At 43.9% G+C, this 15,833-nt stretch carries 16 protein-coding genes; 3 read left to right on the top strand and 13 right to left on the bottom strand.

Annotated elements, in window-relative coordinates; translation table 11 throughout:
• Positions 1–48 precede the first annotated feature (48 nt).
• Both dsdC and L4C35_RS05330 read right to left on the bottom strand, forming a co-directional pair.
• Positions 49–960 (bottom strand): DNA-binding transcriptional regulator DsdC, encoded by a 912-nt coding sequence (gene dsdC, locus L4C35_RS05335; RefSeq protein ID WP_428461891.1) that lies wholly within the window; start codon positions 958–960, stop codon positions 49–51.
• Between the two features lie 102 nt (positions 961–1,062).
• Positions 1,063–1,647 carry a TfoX/Sxy family DNA transformation protein gene (locus tag L4C35_RS05330; protein ID WP_428461890.1) on the bottom strand — a complete coding sequence of 195 codons (585 nt, stop codon included), beginning with the start codon at positions 1,645–1,647 and terminating at the stop codon, positions 1,063–1,065.
• Positions 1,648–2,091: 444 nt separating this feature from the next.
• Between L4C35_RS05330 and L4C35_RS05325 the strand changes: the two genes are divergently transcribed.
• The 3 genes from L4C35_RS05325 (at position 2,092) to L4C35_RS05315 (ending at position 4,785) form a co-directional block, all read left to right on the top strand.
• Positions 2,092–2,667, top strand: coding sequence for an LON peptidase substrate-binding domain-containing protein (locus L4C35_RS05325; protein ID WP_428461889.1), 576 nt, complete (start codon positions 2,092–2,094; stop codon positions 2,665–2,667).
• A gap of 121 nt (positions 2,668–2,788) precedes the next feature.
• Positions 2,789–3,712: an HDOD domain-containing protein gene (locus L4C35_RS05320; RefSeq protein ID WP_428461888.1), complete on the top strand. Its 924-nt coding sequence runs from the start codon at positions 2,789–2,791 to the stop codon at positions 3,710–3,712.
• Positions 3,713–3,885: 173 nt separating this feature from the next.
• Positions 3,886–4,785 carry a LysO family transporter gene (locus L4C35_RS05315; RefSeq protein WP_428461887.1) on the top strand — a complete coding sequence of 300 codons (900 nt, stop codon included), beginning with the start codon at positions 3,886–3,888 and terminating at the stop codon, positions 4,783–4,785.
• Between the two features lie 392 nt (positions 4,786–5,177).
• Here L4C35_RS05315 and ptsG read toward each other — a convergent pair whose 3' ends face one another.
• The 11 genes from ptsG to L4C35_RS05260 form a co-directional block, all read right to left on the bottom strand.
• Complete coding sequence (gene ptsG / locus L4C35_RS05310) at positions 5,178–6,608, bottom strand: PTS glucose transporter subunit IIBC (RefSeq protein ID WP_428461886.1); 1,431 nt, start codon at positions 6,606–6,608, stop codon at positions 5,178–5,180.
• A 466-nt stretch (positions 6,609–7,074) separates the two neighbouring features.
• Positions 7,075–7,854 (bottom strand): TatD family hydrolase, encoded by a 780-nt coding sequence (locus L4C35_RS05305; RefSeq protein WP_428461885.1) that lies wholly within the window; start codon positions 7,852–7,854, stop codon positions 7,075–7,077.
• A gap of 16 nt (positions 7,855–7,870) precedes the next feature.
• Positions 7,871–8,836 carry a DNA polymerase III subunit delta' gene (holB, locus tag L4C35_RS05300; protein ID WP_428461884.1) on the bottom strand — a complete coding sequence of 322 codons (966 nt, stop codon included), beginning with the start codon at positions 8,834–8,836 and terminating at the stop codon, positions 7,871–7,873.
• Positions 8,837–9,466 (bottom strand): dTMP kinase, encoded by a 630-nt coding sequence (tmk, locus tag L4C35_RS05295; protein ID WP_428461883.1) that lies wholly within the window; start codon positions 9,464–9,466, stop codon positions 8,837–8,839.
• Positions 9,466–10,476: an endolytic transglycosylase MltG gene (mltG, locus tag L4C35_RS05290; protein WP_428461882.1), complete on the bottom strand. Its 1,011-nt coding sequence runs from the start codon at positions 10,474–10,476 to the stop codon at positions 9,466–9,468. The genes tmk and mltG overlap by 1 nt, the downstream gene beginning before the upstream one ends.
• Positions 10,470–11,279: an aminodeoxychorismate lyase gene (pabC, locus tag L4C35_RS05285; protein WP_428461881.1), complete on the bottom strand. Its 810-nt coding sequence runs from the start codon at positions 11,277–11,279 to the stop codon at positions 10,470–10,472. The genes mltG and pabC overlap by 7 nt, the downstream gene beginning before the upstream one ends.
• 79 nt (positions 11,280–11,358) lie before the next feature.
• Positions 11,359–12,597: a beta-ketoacyl-ACP synthase II gene (fabF, locus tag L4C35_RS05280; protein ID WP_428461880.1), complete on the bottom strand. Its 1,239-nt coding sequence runs from the start codon at positions 12,595–12,597 to the stop codon at positions 11,359–11,361.
• A gap of 87 nt (positions 12,598–12,684) precedes the next feature.
• Positions 12,685–12,921, bottom strand: a complete 237-nt coding sequence (gene acpP / locus L4C35_RS05275) for an acyl carrier protein (RefSeq protein ID WP_016961388.1) — start codon at positions 12,919–12,921, stop codon at positions 12,685–12,687.
• 157 nt (positions 12,922–13,078) lie between these two features.
• Complete coding sequence (gene fabG, locus L4C35_RS05270) at positions 13,079–13,813, bottom strand: 3-oxoacyl-ACP reductase FabG (RefSeq protein ID WP_428461879.1); 735 nt, start codon at positions 13,811–13,813, stop codon at positions 13,079–13,081.
• Between the two features lie 53 nt (positions 13,814–13,866).
• Positions 13,867–14,790: an ACP S-malonyltransferase gene (fabD, locus tag L4C35_RS05265; RefSeq protein ID WP_428461878.1), complete on the bottom strand. Its 924-nt coding sequence runs from the start codon at positions 14,788–14,790 to the stop codon at positions 13,867–13,869.
• Positions 14,791–14,874: 84 nt separating this feature from the next.
• The gene (locus tag L4C35_RS05260; RefSeq protein ID WP_428461877.1) at positions 14,875–15,831 is read right to left on the bottom strand and encodes a beta-ketoacyl-ACP synthase III; all 957 of its coding nucleotides are present in this window, start codon (positions 15,829–15,831) and stop codon (positions 14,875–14,877) included.
• Positions 15,832–15,833: the final 2 nt, after the last annotated feature.

Here is a 15,833-nt window from a genome sequence, read left to right as displayed (position 1 = left end):
TATCACTACCGAGTGATATAAGGGCAAGTCACTATCGAGTTCGAACCATCAAAATTCAGCAATTTCACTGTGTAGCCACTGCTGAAAGGCCTTAATGCGTGGTGAAATCGTGGCGTCTTGTCGGCAAACAACGTAATAGCTCAAGGGAGACTGAACTGCCATATCAAAAGGGATGACTAATCGGCCATCTTTTAGCTGTTGAGCAACAAAAGAATGTCGTCCCATCGCAATTCCTAAACCATTTTCAGCCGCTTGCAATGCCAAGTCGGCACGATCAAAAGTACAACTATTTTCTGGCAGCTGGATACCATTGGTTTGTGCCCAATATTGCCACTCATCATTACGTCCAGCACGCGCCCAAGGCGCCGCGTCATGTAACAGCATACAGTTCATTAATAAGTCAGGGTTATTATGTAAGTAATATTCTTGGGCATACTGTGGACTACAGACTGGCACCATACTTTCATCCATTAGCTTTTCAGAATGTAAACCTGCATATTTCCCATGGCCAAAATAAATAGCACAATCAAATGACTCAGTTTGAAAATCAACCAAATCATTACGAGTGCGTAAATGAAAACGTAATGCTGGGTACTTATCGATAAAATGCTTTAAACGCGGTAATAGCCAAGTCTGGGCAAACGTAGGGGGAACCGAGACATTAAAATCACCGCTTAATTCTAAGGTTTTTAAGTCACGCAATTCATGGGCAATATCACCAAAATTTTGCGCGACAACGGCCTTCAAACGCTTCCCTTCTTCGGTTAACAAGAGTTTTCGAGGCTGGCGAATGAAAAGTTGAACCCCAAGACTATCTTCAAGATTCTTAATTTTATGGCTAACAGCACTTTGTGTGAGGCATAAAATTTCTGCGGCACGGGTAAAACTCATTTGATCGGCAGCGATCAAAAAGCAATGTAAACCAGAAAGGACGGAACCTGTTAACTTAGGAAGCTGCATACATTATTGATATTCTTAGTTATAAATGCGTATGCTTTCATTATAACAACAAAAAGCCACTACTGATGCAGTGGCCATTAAATCAGTAACATTAAAAAGAGACTAATCGACAGCACTCAATAAACTCGACTTCTGATCATCGTTTAACAACGTCCAATGGCAACCTTGTACTGCGCCAGCAAACATCCACAATAACTTAATATCTAAATCTTGGCCGTGTACCTGGCGTACTTTGCAAAATACCTCAGAAGCCCCTAACTCCATAAAGCTCGCCACATCGTTAACACCCGCTTTTTTTACCATGCGTTCTAAGGTCAAACGCATGTTAGGCAAATCTCGTATACGCTTGTTTTTGTCTGCCGCTTTCTCAACTTTATCTTGACGGGCAATTTGAATCGAATGCTCAACCAGTTCATTACTCAACTCGCGAGACTGATTAAATAGCGGCGTAATGTCATAGTAATTTACAATTGCTGTTGTGCTACGTTTGATGTGTTTAAACTTAACGCAACCAAGCTGTTTCAAACGATCATCAAGCGCCTCACCACCCCTTAAAAACAATGACTTATTAGTAATAATTGCGTACATAGCCCCATTAATAAAGATCCCCATCCCACCAAACATTGAGCGTTTTTCATACTTGCCAAATCCACTGAGGTAGGTGAAATATTCTTCCTTAAACGACATAACTGTTCTCTCTCTTTAAAAATAAGCGGTGAGCGCGTCCGTATTGAACTAAATTACCGTGTCAACAATTTGACTATGCCATATCGACCTAACTATCTCCACATATGCAACAAAATACTTAGTCAGTATGAGATTTTACGCATATTATGCGATGCGAAAAAAGGGAAAAGAGACAAAAACAGACCAAAATGAAGCGTTAAGTTGAGATGCAAAACACCTTAGCACTATTGACAGTTTTATATATTCATGGGCAGGAAAACTCGCTAGCGTCTATGATTATTTGAGTAGACATCAATAAATAAAAAACATAAAGCACTAATAATCAGCACGTTATAACTAATATAGCGAGTAACTTTACGACTAAAAATATGTAAACGTCACGCTAAAGGAAAGATAACAGCTATAACACGCGGACTTTAAGCGATAGCAACAAGGGACATCAGAATGATCAAAATAGCATTGATGCCTCATACCCATCATTTGTTACCAAGAGGAAGACTAGAAATTAATATAATAGAAAGTCGCTATGTACGAATGATGAGAGAGGCCTTGGCAGGGAAACGTCAATTTGCCCTTTGTATGTTAAATGAAGGGACACAAGCCGATCCTGTCAAAAACTTGCCCGCTATCGTCACACTCACAAAGATCATCGACTTTAACCAATCAGAAGCAGGCCTTGTCAACATTGTTGTTGAAGGACTAGACAACATGAAGCTCTCAGCGGTATATCACGAGTTCGATGGTTTACTCAGTGGTGAAGCAACAACCATGGCTCGCTGGTCGTTGTTACCTACAAATTCAGCGACTGAATGTTTAGCTGAAAAGCTAAAAGAGTATTTTGCTTCAAACCCTGAAACCAGAGCGAACTATGACACGCAAGACTACGATGATATCAGTTGGGTGTGTCAACGTTGGATAGAAATCGTTCCTATTGAAGTACATTATAAACAGTTATTAATCGCGCAAGATTCACCAAAACTCACCATCCGTTTTTTACTCAAGCTTTTCCAACTCGGATAAAGAATCGCCAAAAGACATCCCCTTTAGACTGATTTATCACAAAGTTTAATTTAAGGTTACCGTCTTTTGTACGGCTGTGTTATTGATAAGGTTAATCGCTAGCTGCCAAGTTTTTTTCTCTATGGATCATGTCTCTTTTTTTTGGTTAAAACCTGAAAATAATAAAATTGTAAAAGGACTCGAATCTGAGTTTTGTGCGCTTGTTAAGGACGCCATCCTTCATAATCGCCTTATTTTACCTCCTATCCCTGAAGTCCTCGCTCGGCTACTTGACCTTTGCAAACAAGAAGAAACCACCGTACGTGATGTCGCTGATCTGCTGCTCGATGATCCCAGTATTACCGCGCTAATCATCAAGACATCAAACACCGTCATATTTAACCGACGTAATGTCATTTGCCATGATATTTTCACCGCTGTTTCTCGATTAGGTATCCACCGCGTACGTGATATTGTCGCCGTATACGCCATTCAAGAGCTAAAGAACAATGCAAACTTCAGCCTTGAATGCAATACCATTCTAAAGCAGAGTGCACAAAACTCGCGCCAACTAGCAGCAACCATGGCCGTAATTGGTAGCCGCCTTCCCGATAAAAACCTACATAAAAATAAGCTCGAAGTTGATAAATGCCTATTAGCGGGATTACTTGCTGATATAGGGTTATTTGGTTTAGTACATGAATATCAAGCGTACCTTGATTCAGGTAACTACTTAGATCTTGATGTCGCCAAGTACGTTTTTGAAAACTGCTGTGATAAAAGCAGTGAAACCGTACTCAAACATTGGGGGTTTGACGATGACTTCCTTGCTGTGGCAACCAATACCAAACCGCATAATTACCCAGAAAGTCATAACAGCTATTATCTTGAGATTGCACGCATGGCAAGTCACTTGCTCATGTTTAGAAACAATGATTCTAGCATCGAGACCCACGAAATCGAATTAGATCTTAATGGTGCTGAGCTAATGTACGAACTTACCAATATTTCAGATACTGAGTTCTCAGGCATGACTAAAAAAGCAATGCAAAATAGCGGCCTTTAACCTTTCGAATCACTTCTTCTGATTGCCCTATTTAGACGCTGTTGATAATCTACAGAAAATCAGCAGCTTCTTGTTATGCTTCCCATTTAAAAAGCTTGTTTTAGTAATAAGCTTTCACTTATGGTGCCTAAACATACTGCTCGTTAACTTTTATTCTAGGCGCAAGGAACTGTATGTTTTCAGGGATGCTTTATATTTTCCTACCTCTTATTGTGGGGTACTTAATTCCTATCAGTAACGGAACACTGTTGGAATTCATCAACAAACAAACCAGTCGATTGGTCTTGGTTATTCTTGGACTGATGGGGTTAAGCCTTGCAGGTCTTGATAATCTTAGCCAGAACCTTCATCAAATCTTGCTCTATACCGCAACCTTCTTTATTGCGATCAGTGCCTGTAACCTCGTTGCCCTTCCTTTTATTGATAAACTGCTCCCTATTGCAACCGAGCTACAACACAAAAAATTGCCTTTTAAAGAAATGATGATGGAATCTGTCCGTTTGATTTTCGTTGTCGCGGCTGGGTTAGCCGTTGGCTTAATGCTAGGGATGGATCTTTCGTGGGTCGACACCGCAAGCGAAGCTATCCTATTACTGTTGTTATTTTTAATCGGGATTCAGCTGCGAAATAGTGGCATGACACTAAAGCAAATCTTATTGAATAAGAATGGGATGCTAATTGCTGCCGTTATTATTGTGACCTCTCTACTGGGTGGTTTAATTGCAGCATTGATCCTTGGCATCCCTTTGAAGAATGGTCTTGCAATGGCCTCTGGATTCGGCTGGTACTCTTTGGCAGGGATCTTGATGGGAGATGGGCTAGGCCCTGTTTATGGTGGCGCAGCCTTCTTAAACGAGCTTCTACGAGAATTAGTTGCACTCACCTTGATACCTTTAGTCATTCGCCGTTATCCAAGTACAGCCATTGGCTACGCAGGTGCCACAGCAATGGACTTTACGCTTCCGGTAATCCAAAACTGTGGCGGTATTCGCTGTGTGCCTATCGCCATTGTTAGCGGTTTCATTTTAAGTTTGTTAGTCCCTTTTCTCATGTTATTTTTCCTTTCTCTGTAAGACATACGTACTCACTCGATAACAGCGATACCGTATATCGCTGTTATCGCACCGCTTCCAGCACTATCAAAGCCCGCCTGACTAAGTGCGTCTAATGCTCTCTTTCGGCCGCTACAAGCGCTTCTAAGCGTTTTATTTACCTTCGCTACATCTTGTTAGCCTTGCCTATATTATTCTCTTTCCTGTGTTGGAGCCGCTTGTAAGCTCGATATTGCAATCTATTCTCTCTCATCTCTTATTCCATCCGAGAAGCAAGGCATTAAAACGCCCACTCTTCTTCTGGTCGTTTAAAACAAGTCATCTAAAACAAGTTATCCAGCAGCTCCATAAAAGAAAGGCATAAAAAAGGGAAGCCGAAGCTTCCCTAGATATTGATGTATGGTTAATTCGTATTAGTTGTTACGAATCCACTCATCCATGTCTGATTTCAGGTTATCAGATTTAGTACCGAAGATAGCTTGAACACCACTACCTGCAACAACAACACCTGCTGCACCTAGTTTCTTCAGTTTATCTTGGTTTACGTTTTCAACACTTGCTACTGATACACGTAGACGAGTGATACACGCATCAAGACCAGTGATGTTGTCTTTACCACCGAATGCCATTACGAGATCTTTCGCTAACTCAGTACCTGTTGAAGCAGCTTCTGATGATTCATCTTCATCTTCACGGCCAGGTGTTTTCAGGTCAAGCGTACGAATTACAGTGCGGAAGACTACGTAGTAAAGAGCCGCGTAAGCGATACCTAGACCAACAAGTAGCAACATGTTTTCTGCACGAGGAGACTGAACCACAAAGTCAATGAAACCGTTCGAGAACGTGTGACCGTGTACAACACCTAGTGAGTTAGTCAGCACGTATGCTAGACCAGAAAGAAGTGCGTGGATTCCGTAAAGTACTGGCGCAATGAATAGGAAAGAGAATTCAATTGGTTCAGTAATACCTGTTAGGAAAGATGTAAGCGCAGCAGAAGCCATGATACCCATAACTTTAGCGCGGTTTTCAGGCTTCGCAGAGTGTGCAATCGCGATTGCAGCAGCAGGAAGACCGAACATCTTGAATAGGTAACCACCAGCAAGTTGACCGAAACCGTTACCAGCAGCGCGTGAAGCGTCATCCGCAGTTAGGAAACAAGTCATGATACCGTTTACTTGCTCACCAGCGTTGTTTACACAGCTACCTGCTTCGTAGAAGAAAGGTACGTTCCAGATGTGGTGAAGACCAAAAGGAATCAGAGAACGTTCAACAACACCGTAAATACCAAACGCTGTTACTGGGTTTTGGTTTGCAGCCCAGTCAGAGAATGAAGCAATCGCGCTACCAATTGGTGGCCAGATGAAAGATAGAACAACACCTAGTGCGATAGAAACGAAACCTGTGATGATTGGCACAGCACGTTTACCCGCAAAGAAACCTAGGTATTCAGGAAGCTGAATACGGAAGAAGCGGTTAAATGCCCAACCAGCTACACCACCAGCAAGGATACCGCCAAGAACACCCGTATCGATGCTGTCAACGCCCATTACTGTCGCCATTACGCTTAGCGTAGCAGCCATGATACCGTAGCCAACGATAGCAGAAAGGCCTGCAACACCGTCGTTGTTTGTAAAGCCTAGTGCAACACCTACTGCAAATAGTAGTGGCATTTGGCCAAACACGGAACCACCCGCTTGTTCCATGATGTGTGAAACGATTTCTGGTAGCCAGCTAAAGTTAGCGGCACCAACACCTAGTAGAATACCCGCAACCGGCAGAACCGATACAGGCAGCATAAGCGCCTTACCGACTTTCTGTAGGTTTGCAAATAGGTTCTTAAACATATTGTGCTCCTGAGTGAGATGTATTGTTTGATTTAAATCGGTACTAGCGGCATACCCCCGTAGCCATAATGCTAGACCTCTTTTTTATATATTTCGGCATCAGTATAAAATGCGGCTGCAAATATAACTTGATGACAATCATAAATACTAATAGAGCCTGAAATATAATTTCAAAACATTATATAGATCACAGTTGCATTCTGCGTTTAAACACAAGAAACAAAGGCAGAAAACAAAGGTAACTAATTGATAAGAAAGGACATATGAAAAGATAAAACATAAAAATAGGGATTTTTATGCAGTTTTCAATCTTGTAACGCTTGTTATTTTACGTAACAAAACTACATTTAGAGAGGTTTTAGCTGGTTTGTCTGATAATTCGCCAGTTATAGGTATGCCACCAGCGAATTATCAACAAAACAAGTAAACATTACAACCAGAGGGACATAACCCCCTCTGATTTCAGTTATTTATTTTTAGCGCGCGAAAAAAGTTTAAAGAAGTTTTCTGTCGTCACTTTGGCGACTTCTTCGCCAGAGACACCTTTAAGCAAGCCAATGTAATCAGCAACCTCTTTCACATAGGCTGGCTGATTTTCTTTTCCTCGATACGGGATCGGGGCAAGATAAGGGGAGTCTGTTTCAACGAGTAGTCGTTCTAATGGCAGCTTACTGACAACATTTTTAAGCTCGCTGGCTTTATTAAAAGTGACAATACCAGAAATCGAAATGTAGAAGCCAAGCTCAATAGCCTCTTGCGCCATTTCCAGGCTTTCAGTGAAGCAATGTAATACCCCGCCGCACTTCTCAGCCCCCTCCTCGCGTAAGATGCGCATGGTATCTTCACGTGCCATTCGTGTATGAATGATAAGCGGTTTATTCAGCTCTACCGCAACACGCACGTGCTGACGGAAAATATCTTGCTGTGCTTGCGCTGTTTCAGGCTGATAGTGGTAATCAAGGCCAGTCTCACCAATCGCGACAACACGTTCATGCTGAGCATAGGTTTTAAACTGTTCATAATCTAGGCCTGAATCAATATCTAATGGGTGAACACCACAAGATGCAAACACATTGTCATGGGGTTCAATCATTTCCATCATGGTCGGGAAACTGCGTAGCGTAACCCCTACCGATAAAAAGTATTCAACCCCGCGCGCTTTGGCTTTTGCCAACACATCATCAATCCCTGTATGCAGTTGTTCGTAATCAAGTTTGTCAAGGTGACAATGTGAATCCACTAACACGTTAAATTCCTCTGTTTTATTCTTCTTTCAAAAAAGTACTTAGCCATTCAACAATCAATAACTCACTGTTGAGTCCTGTGTGTTTTTGTAATTGTTGATGGAGTTGATTGATCTGTCTAGCTTGGCGGATCAACACAGCAATAGGTACTGTGCGTGCGACTTGTTCAACCCAAGTGGCAGATTCTTGGTGCACGAGATACCCGGCAGCACCTTGCTGGAACTTGATGCAATCAAGCAAGAAAAAGCTTAACCACTGCAAACTTACCGCACCTTCACTGGCACACAAACCAGCCACATCGTACAAACCTACATTTGGTGGCTGTAAAAAAGCGGCAAACGCCTCAATCAATTTACCGTGACGTATATCTTGCCCTTGCTCAACAAACGCAAGTGTAGCCAATGGTGCGCCACAATTAAGGCGTACAGATTCGGCTTTAATAGATTGCATTAACTGCTGTTCCACCCAGCGCTTCGCTTGAGCTTCGTCAGGCACGCTTAAGCGCCACTTATTACAACGACTCACAATCGTTGGTAATAAGCTATCAAGCGACTGCGCGGTTAGAATGAACTGACAGTTTTGAGGTGGCTCTTCCAATGTTTTTAGAATTGCATTCGCCCCCGCTTCACCGAGCGCATCGGCTGACTCAATGAAGATAACGCGCTTTCCACCAAGCTGTGAAGTTTCAACCGCATAGCGATTACACTTACGCACCGCATCCACACTGATCTGCTTACCGTCTTGCTCTGGCTTTATCCAGTGAAAGTCAGGGTGTGTTTGTGCATCGAATAATTGGCAAGCATGACACAAACCACACGGTTCATTACCACCATTTAGGCACAAGACAGTTTGCGCTAGGTGCTTGGCTAAAGCACCACGCCCACTCCCTTTCGCAGCTGTCAGTAAAATCGCATGGTGTAAGCGACCTTGACCCAGTAATAGCTGCCATTGTTGCCATAGCGCGTCTTGCCACGGGTATAACATTTACTGTGTCTCCAACCACTGCGTTAACGCTGTAGTAATGTCAGCCGTAACCGCTGCTAACGTTTGGCTAGCATCGATAATGACAACACTGTCGTCATTTTCTGCTAATTCAAGAAAACGAGCACGAGCGCGATGGAAGAAATCAATGTTCATTTGTTCAATACGATCGAGTTCCCCACGGCCACGCGCGCGTTCCAGCCCCAAGACAGGATCAATATCCATATAAATAGTAAAGTCGGGACGGAAATCACCCAGCACGGTGTCACGCAGGTTTTCCATTAATACTTTATCAAAACCGCGACCACCACCTTGATAAGCTTGCGATGACATATCATGACGATCACCAACCACCCAGCGACCAGCATTCAGCGCTGGTTTAATCACATTATCCACCAGCTGAATACGTGCAGCATAAAGCAGTAACAGTTCAGCCATGTCGGTTAACGGCTCATCAGGATGGCCTTCTTTAACCAAAGTACGCATTTGTTCTGCAAGCGGTGTACCGCCAGGCTCACGAGTAGACTGCGGATCATGGATCCCTTTGGCTGCCAATGTCGCCACAACTTGATTGATAGCGGTGCTTTTACCAGCCCCTTCAAGGCCTTCAATTACAATAAATTTACCGTTCATTACTTTCTTAATGTTTTTAGATAGGCGCGAACTGCGCGATTGTGTTCACGGAGTGACTTAGAAAACTTATGACCGCCATTACCATCCGCGACAAAATAATAATAATTGCTATTCTCTGGCTTCATCGCAGCCAATACCGAGGCCTTACTCGGCATCGCAATCGGTGTAGGCGGTAAACCGAAGATAGTGTAGGTATTATAAGGTGTCGGTGTACGCAAATCTTTTCTGCGGATATTACCTTTGTAATTATCCCCCATACCATAGATAACCGTTGGGTCCGTTTGTAGGCGCATGCCTTTGTTTAAACGGTTCATAAAGACCGAAGACACTAATGTGCGTTCGCTATCGACTGCGGTTTCCTTCTCGATAATCGACGCCATGATCAAGGCTTCATACTGACTCTTTAAAGGGATCGCCTGATCACGCTTCTGCCATGCTGCTTCTAATAAGCTATCCATCGCTCTGTACGAGCGGCGTAACACTTCGATATCGGTTGTACCTGCCGTATAGTGGTAGGTTTCCGGCAACAAGTACCCTTCTAATTTTTTACCGTTGGCACCAATGGCTTTTGCAATCTCCGCTTCCGTCATGCCTTCCGTCGCGTGTTTAATATGCGGTGCTTGGCTGAGCTGAGCGAGCCAATCAGAGAAGCGATCACCTTCAACTAAAGTGATCGCAAACTGATGCTCTTTTCCACTTGTTAGGAGTGCTAATACACCATGCAAGGTCAGATCAGTGGGAATTTGGTAAGTCCCCACTTTTACTTGTGCTAACCTTGGGTCTAATTTAACCACCCAGCGCGTCCAACGGGTTTGCTTAATAATTTTCGCACGATCAAGTTGGTTCAATACGCCTCTAAAACTAGAGCCTGGTGTAACCGTAAATAATGTCGTTTCCGTGTTTATGACAGGCTGTGACAGCGATGCCACAACTTGTTGATACGACCAACCAATAGCACCTGCGCCAGCCATCGCTAACACCACGATAACTAACAATAACTTCTTCAACACGAATACAACCTCTTGTTCAACTCATTAAGCGCAGTACGCTCAGTAAAAGAATGTTCATTGATTTTTTTAATAGGCACTAACGCCATTAAGGCATTAGTAATAAAGACTTCATCTGCGCAAAGCAATGCAGTCAGTGGTGATTTTACAATCTCCAGACAATAGGGTGAATCTTCAATTAACCCAATAACATGCTCTCGCATTACACCACACACGCCTGCCATCGATAAATCTGGGGTATACAAGGTATCGTCTTTACGCCAGAAGATATTCGATGCCGACGTTTCCACGACGTGCCCCTGCACATCACATACTACTGCATCTAGCCATTGGTGAGATTCTATCTCTTGTTTAAGGAGAACTTGCTCTAAGCGATTAAGGTGCTTAAAACCAGCAAGCATAGGTGAAAGCCCTAGTACTTGCTCGCAAACACCAAGCTGAATGCCAGCGTGTTGCCATTCATGATAATGCGCAGGAAAGGGGAAATGTGAAATAACCACGCTAGGCGACTGACACCCTGTCAGGCTATAACCTCGGCCACCGCTACCGCGACTAATTAATACTTTGACCACACCTTTATCGACAAAATCCGCTGCAAAGGTTTCTACCTGAAGTAATACCGCTCGCCAATCAGGCTCTGGAATAAATAAAGCTGCCAGTGTTTTCACAAACCGTGCTTGGTGCAAAGGCCAAAGTTTCGGTCTTCCACTTTCCACCAAAATGGTTGAAAAGCAACCATCACCGTACTGTATAGCGCGGTCTGTCACTGCTATATGCTCAACATCAGATCCATTTATGCGGGTCATATTCACTTGCTCACTATCTTTCGCACAAAAAAAACGGCCCGGTAAGAATACCGGGCCGCTTTATGATAACAGGTTACAATTAAATTTTCTTGAACAGCAATGAGCCGTTTGTGCCGCCAAAACCAAATGAGTTACATAGTGAGTACTCTAGGTTAACCTGACGTGCTTCGCCCGCAACGTAGTCTAAATCACAGCCTTCGTCAGGGTTTTCAAGGTTAATTGTTGGTGGAACCGCTTGGTCAACCAGTGCCATCACAGAGATGATAGCTTCAACAGAACCCGCAGCACCAAGAAGGTGGCCAGTCATTGATTTTGTTGATGATACCAAGACATCGTTCACCGCTGCGCCCATTGCGCGCTTGATGCCTAGCGTTTCAGCCACATCACCTGCAGGTGTTGATGTACCGTGTGCATTGATGTAGCCAACTTTATCCGCATTAATACCCGCATCACGGATACATGCTTCCATCGCTAGTGCACCGCCAGAACCGTCTGCGCTTGGTGAAGTCATGTGGTAAGCATCACCACTCATACCAAAGCCAACAAGCTCAGCGTAAATTTTAGCACCACGCGCTTTCGCATGTTCGTACTCTTCCAGTACCATCATGCCAGCACCGTCACCAAGAACAAAACCATCACGGTCTTTGTCCCATGGGCGAGAAGCTGCTTGTGGATCATCATTGCGAGTAGACAGTGCTTTTGCAGCTGCAAAGCCGCCCATACCTAGTTCAGTTGATGCTTTCTCTGCACCACCTGCTAGCATTGCATCTGCATCGCCGTAAGCGATCATACGTGCAGCATGGCCAATGTTATGAAGGCCTGTTGTACACGCTGTAGAAATCGCAATGTTTGGACCACGTAGACCATGCATGATAGACATGTGGCCAGCGATCATATTTACAATTGTAGATGGAACAAAGAACGGGCTAATTTTGCGCGGACCTTTTTCCATGTATGCACGATGGTTGGCTTCAATAAGGCCAAGACCACCAATGCCAGAACCAATAGCTACACCGAAACGCGGTGCATTTTCTTCAGTAACTTCAAAACCAGAGTCTTTCAGAGCCTGAACGCCAGCCGCAATGCCGTATTGGATAAACAAATCCATTTTACGAGCATCTTTCTTAGTCATGTATTCTTCACAATTGAAGTCTTTCACCATACCCGCAAAACGGGTAGCAAAAGCACTTGCATCGAAATGCTCAATATTGCTAATACCACTAGTACCAGCTAACAGTGCTTTCCATGAAGAATCAACTGTATTGCCTACAGGCGACAGCATTCCCATGCCAGTAACAACAACGCGACGCTTTGACACGATCTATCTCTCCGGGAATTGAGGGTTTAAACAGGGATATACAAAAGAAATAAGGCGGTCATGGTGACCGCCTTGAGGTGTTCTTAATTACTCAGAAGCGCCAACAACGTAGTCGATTGCAGCTTGAACTGTTGTAATTTTTTCAGCTTCTTCGTCAGGAATTTCTGTATCGAATTCTTCTTCAAGAGCCATTACTAGTTCAACTGTATCTAGTGAATCAGCACCTAGATCATCAACAAAAGAAGCTTCGTTCTTAACTTCAGCTTCGTCTACACCTAGTTGCTCGATGATGATTTTTTTTACGCGTTCTTCGATGTTGCTCATTAATCTATTTCCTTAAAACAAGAATTCGCTAATGCGATTTGCTGTAGTTTATTCATTACTACAAAAGTTGCAACTCTCACAGTGCTGGTCAAACCACGATTTTGCATGAAAATACGATGAGTTTGACTTGCATCATCAAGTTTTACAACTTTATTGGTTAAATCATGTACATGCCGCCATTTACGTGCAACGTTTCACCTGTCACATAACCCGCATCGTCAGATGCAAGGAAAGCAACAGCTGCCGCGATTTCACGTGGATCACCTAGGCGACCTGCAGGTACGTTTGCTAGTGTAGCAGCACGTTGGTCATCATTCAGCGCTTTTGTCATATCGGTTTCGATAAAACCAGGTGCTACAGCATTGACTGTAATACCACGAGAAGCCACTTCACGCGCCATCGACTTAGTAAAGCCAATCAAACCAGCCTTTGCTGCGGCATAGTTAGTCTGACCTGCATTACCCATAGTACCAACGACTGAGCCAATGCTGATAACACGGCCATGACGCTTTTTCATCATGGCACGTAATACCGCTTTAGACAGGCGGAAAATTGAAGTCAGGTTAGTATCCATGATGTCTTGCCATTCGTCATCTTTCATACGCATTAGCAAGTTATCACGCGTGATACCAGCGTTGTTAACAAGAATGTCAACGTCACCAAACTCTTCTTTGATCTGCTTGAGAACCGTTTCAATCGACTCAGGCGATGTAACGTTTAGTGCCAGACCTTTACCGTTTTCACCTAAATAAGCGCTGATTGCTTCTGCACCACTTTCAGATGTTGCAGTACCGATTACTTTTGCGCCACGCTCGACTAAAATTTCAGCGATCGCACGACCGATACCACGGCTCGCACCTGTTACCAGTGCAATTTTACCTTTCAGGCTCATTGTTATTCCTCTTTAACTAATACTACTTAGTGGGTAATGCAATAACTATTCAGTTATTTTGTAGCCTCAAAAGAAGCAACATCATTAACAGCAGAACCACCAAGTGCGCGATTAATACGCTTTGTTAGGCCAGTAAGTACTTTACCAGGACCCATTTCTAGCAACTGCTCAATACCGTCTTCCGCCATGCGTTCTACAGACTCAGTCCAACGTACTGGACCATATAGCTGTTTAACAAGCGCCAGTTTAATGGCAGCAGGATCGGTTTCAGTTGCCACATCTGCATTGTTAATCACAGGGATTGCAGGTGCTTTAAATTCAACATTTTCTAGCGCTACTGCTAGTTTGTCAGCAGCAGGTTTCATTAGTTCACAGTGCGATGGCACAGAAACAGGTAGTGGAAGTGCACGCTTAGCGCCCGCTTCTTTACACAGCACGTTTGCGCGCTCTACTGCTTCTTTATTACCCGCAATAACCACTTGGCCAGGCGAGTTAAAGTTTACAGGCGATACAACTTGGCCTTGCGCTGCTTCTTCACACGCTTTCGCAATCGCATCGTTATCTAAGCCGATAATCGCAGACATTGCGCCAATACCAGCAGGCACGGCTTCTTGCATTAGTTGGCCACGTAGCTCAACCAATTTCACCGCATCTTTAAAATCAATCACACCAGCACATACAAGAGCTGAATATTCGCCAAGGCTGTGACCTGCAACAACAGTAGGTTGTTCACCACCTTCTTGCTGCCATACACGCCAAATAGCGACAGATGCTGTTAGCAATGCAGGTTGAGTGCGGTGCGTTTGGTTTAGATCTTCAGCAGGGCCATTTTGAACCAGAGCCCACAGGTCGTAACCTAATACTTCAGATGCTTCAGCAAAGGTATCGGTTACAACAGAAAATTTTTCAGCCAGTTCAGCTAACATGCCAACTGCTTGAGATCCCTGACCAGGGAATACAATCGCGAACTTAGACATTCGAGAATCCTTATTCTTATTTTACTGAATAATATTCAGCTTCTTTATAGAGTTACCACTGCAGACGCTTCAGCAGCCATAACATTAAAACTTAACGAGCGCAGAGCCCCAAGTGAAACCGCCACCAAACGCTTCTAATAGTAAGGTTTGACCACGTTGGATTCTGCCATCACGTACTGCTTCATCCAGTGCAGTTGGCACTGTTGCTGCAGAGGTATTACCATGGCGATCAAGGGTAACAACCACTTGATCCATCGACATGGATAGCTTTTTGGCTGTCGCCGAGATAATACGTAAATTCGCTTGGTGCGGAACAAGCCAGTCTAATTCAGACTTATCCATGTTATTTGCCGCTAGCGTGTCTTTAACCAAGTTAGATAACTGAGTTACCGCTACTTTAAAGACTTCGTTACCCGCCATGTAAAGCCATTTATCATCGGTAAATGCTTCACCATGCTCGGGAGTTGCTAGGCTCAGCAAACCACCAAAGTGACCATCGGCATGCAAATGGGTAGAGAGAATGCCAGGTTCTTCACTTGCACCAACAACAACCGCACCAGCAGCATCACCAAATAAAATGATCGTGCCACGATCTTCTGGATCACATTTGTGCGATAACGCATCCGCGCCGATCACTAACACATTTTTCGCCATACCGGTTTTAATGTGTTGATCCGCAATGCTAAGTGCGTATACGAAACCAGAACATGCCGCCGCGATATCAAATGCAGGACAGCCTTTAATATCTAACATACCTTGCACTTGGCAAGCTGCTGATGGGAATGCATGGCTCGCACTTGTCGTCGCAACGATGATCAAGTCGATATCTTCTTTATCAATACCCGCCATGTCGATAGCGTTTAAAGATGCTTGATAACCCATTACCGCAACCGTTTCGTCTACTGCTGCAATACGGCGCTCACGAATACCGGTGCGTGCAACAATCCACTCATCGGTCGTATCGACCATTTGTTCTAAATCGGCGTTGGTACGCACTTGCGCTGGTAGATAACTACCAGTACCTAAAATTTTACTGTTCATGA

It is taken from the genome of Photobacterium kagoshimensis (genome assembly GCF_050337045.1).
GTDB classification, from domain to species: domain Bacteria; phylum Pseudomonadota; class Gammaproteobacteria; order Enterobacterales; family Vibrionaceae; genus Photobacterium; species Photobacterium kagoshimensis.
This window is presented reverse-complemented; position numbering and strand designations above follow the sequence as displayed.

Coding starts and splice junctions, on each gene's coding strand:
- dsdC (WP_428461891.1), bottom strand. CDS start 960: ATGCAGCTTCCTAAGTTAACAGGTTCCGTCCTTTCTGGTTTACATTGC.
- L4C35_RS05260 (WP_428461877.1), bottom strand. CDS start 15,831: ATGAACAGTAAAATTTTAGGTACTGGTAGTTATCTACCAGCGCAAGTG.
- acpP (WP_016961388.1), bottom strand. CDS start 12,921: ATGAGCAACATCGAAGAACGCGTAAAAAAAATCATCATCGAGCAACTA.
- pabC (WP_428461881.1), bottom strand. CDS start 11,279: ATGACCCGCATAAATGGATCTGATGTTGAGCATATAGCAGTGACAGAC.
- L4C35_RS05330 (WP_428461890.1), bottom strand. CDS start 1,647: ATGTCGTTTAAGGAAGAATATTTCACCTACCTCAGTGGATTTGGCAAG.
- holB (WP_428461884.1), bottom strand. CDS start 8,836: ATGTTATACCCGTGGCAAGACGCGCTATGGCAACAATGGCAGCTATTA.
- fabD (WP_428461878.1), bottom strand. CDS start 14,790: ATGTCTAAGTTCGCGATTGTATTCCCTGGTCAGGGATCTCAAGCAGTT.
- tmk (WP_428461883.1), bottom strand. CDS start 9,466: ATGAACGGTAAATTTATTGTAATTGAAGGCCTTGAAGGGGCTGGTAAA.
- L4C35_RS05315 (WP_428461887.1), top strand. CDS start 3,886: ATGTTTTCAGGGATGCTTTATATTTTCCTACCTCTTATTGTGGGGTAC.
- fabG (WP_428461879.1), bottom strand. CDS start 13,813: ATGAGCCTGAAAGGTAAAATTGCACTGGTAACAGGTGCGAGCCGTGGT.
- L4C35_RS05325 (WP_428461889.1), top strand. CDS start 2,092: ATGATCAAAATAGCATTGATGCCTCATACCCATCATTTGTTACCAAGA.
- L4C35_RS05320 (WP_428461888.1), top strand. CDS start 2,789: ATGGATCATGTCTCTTTTTTTTGGTTAAAACCTGAAAATAATAAAATT.
- ptsG (WP_428461886.1), bottom strand. CDS start 6,608: ATGTTTAAGAACCTATTTGCAAACCTACAGAAAGTCGGTAAGGCGCTT.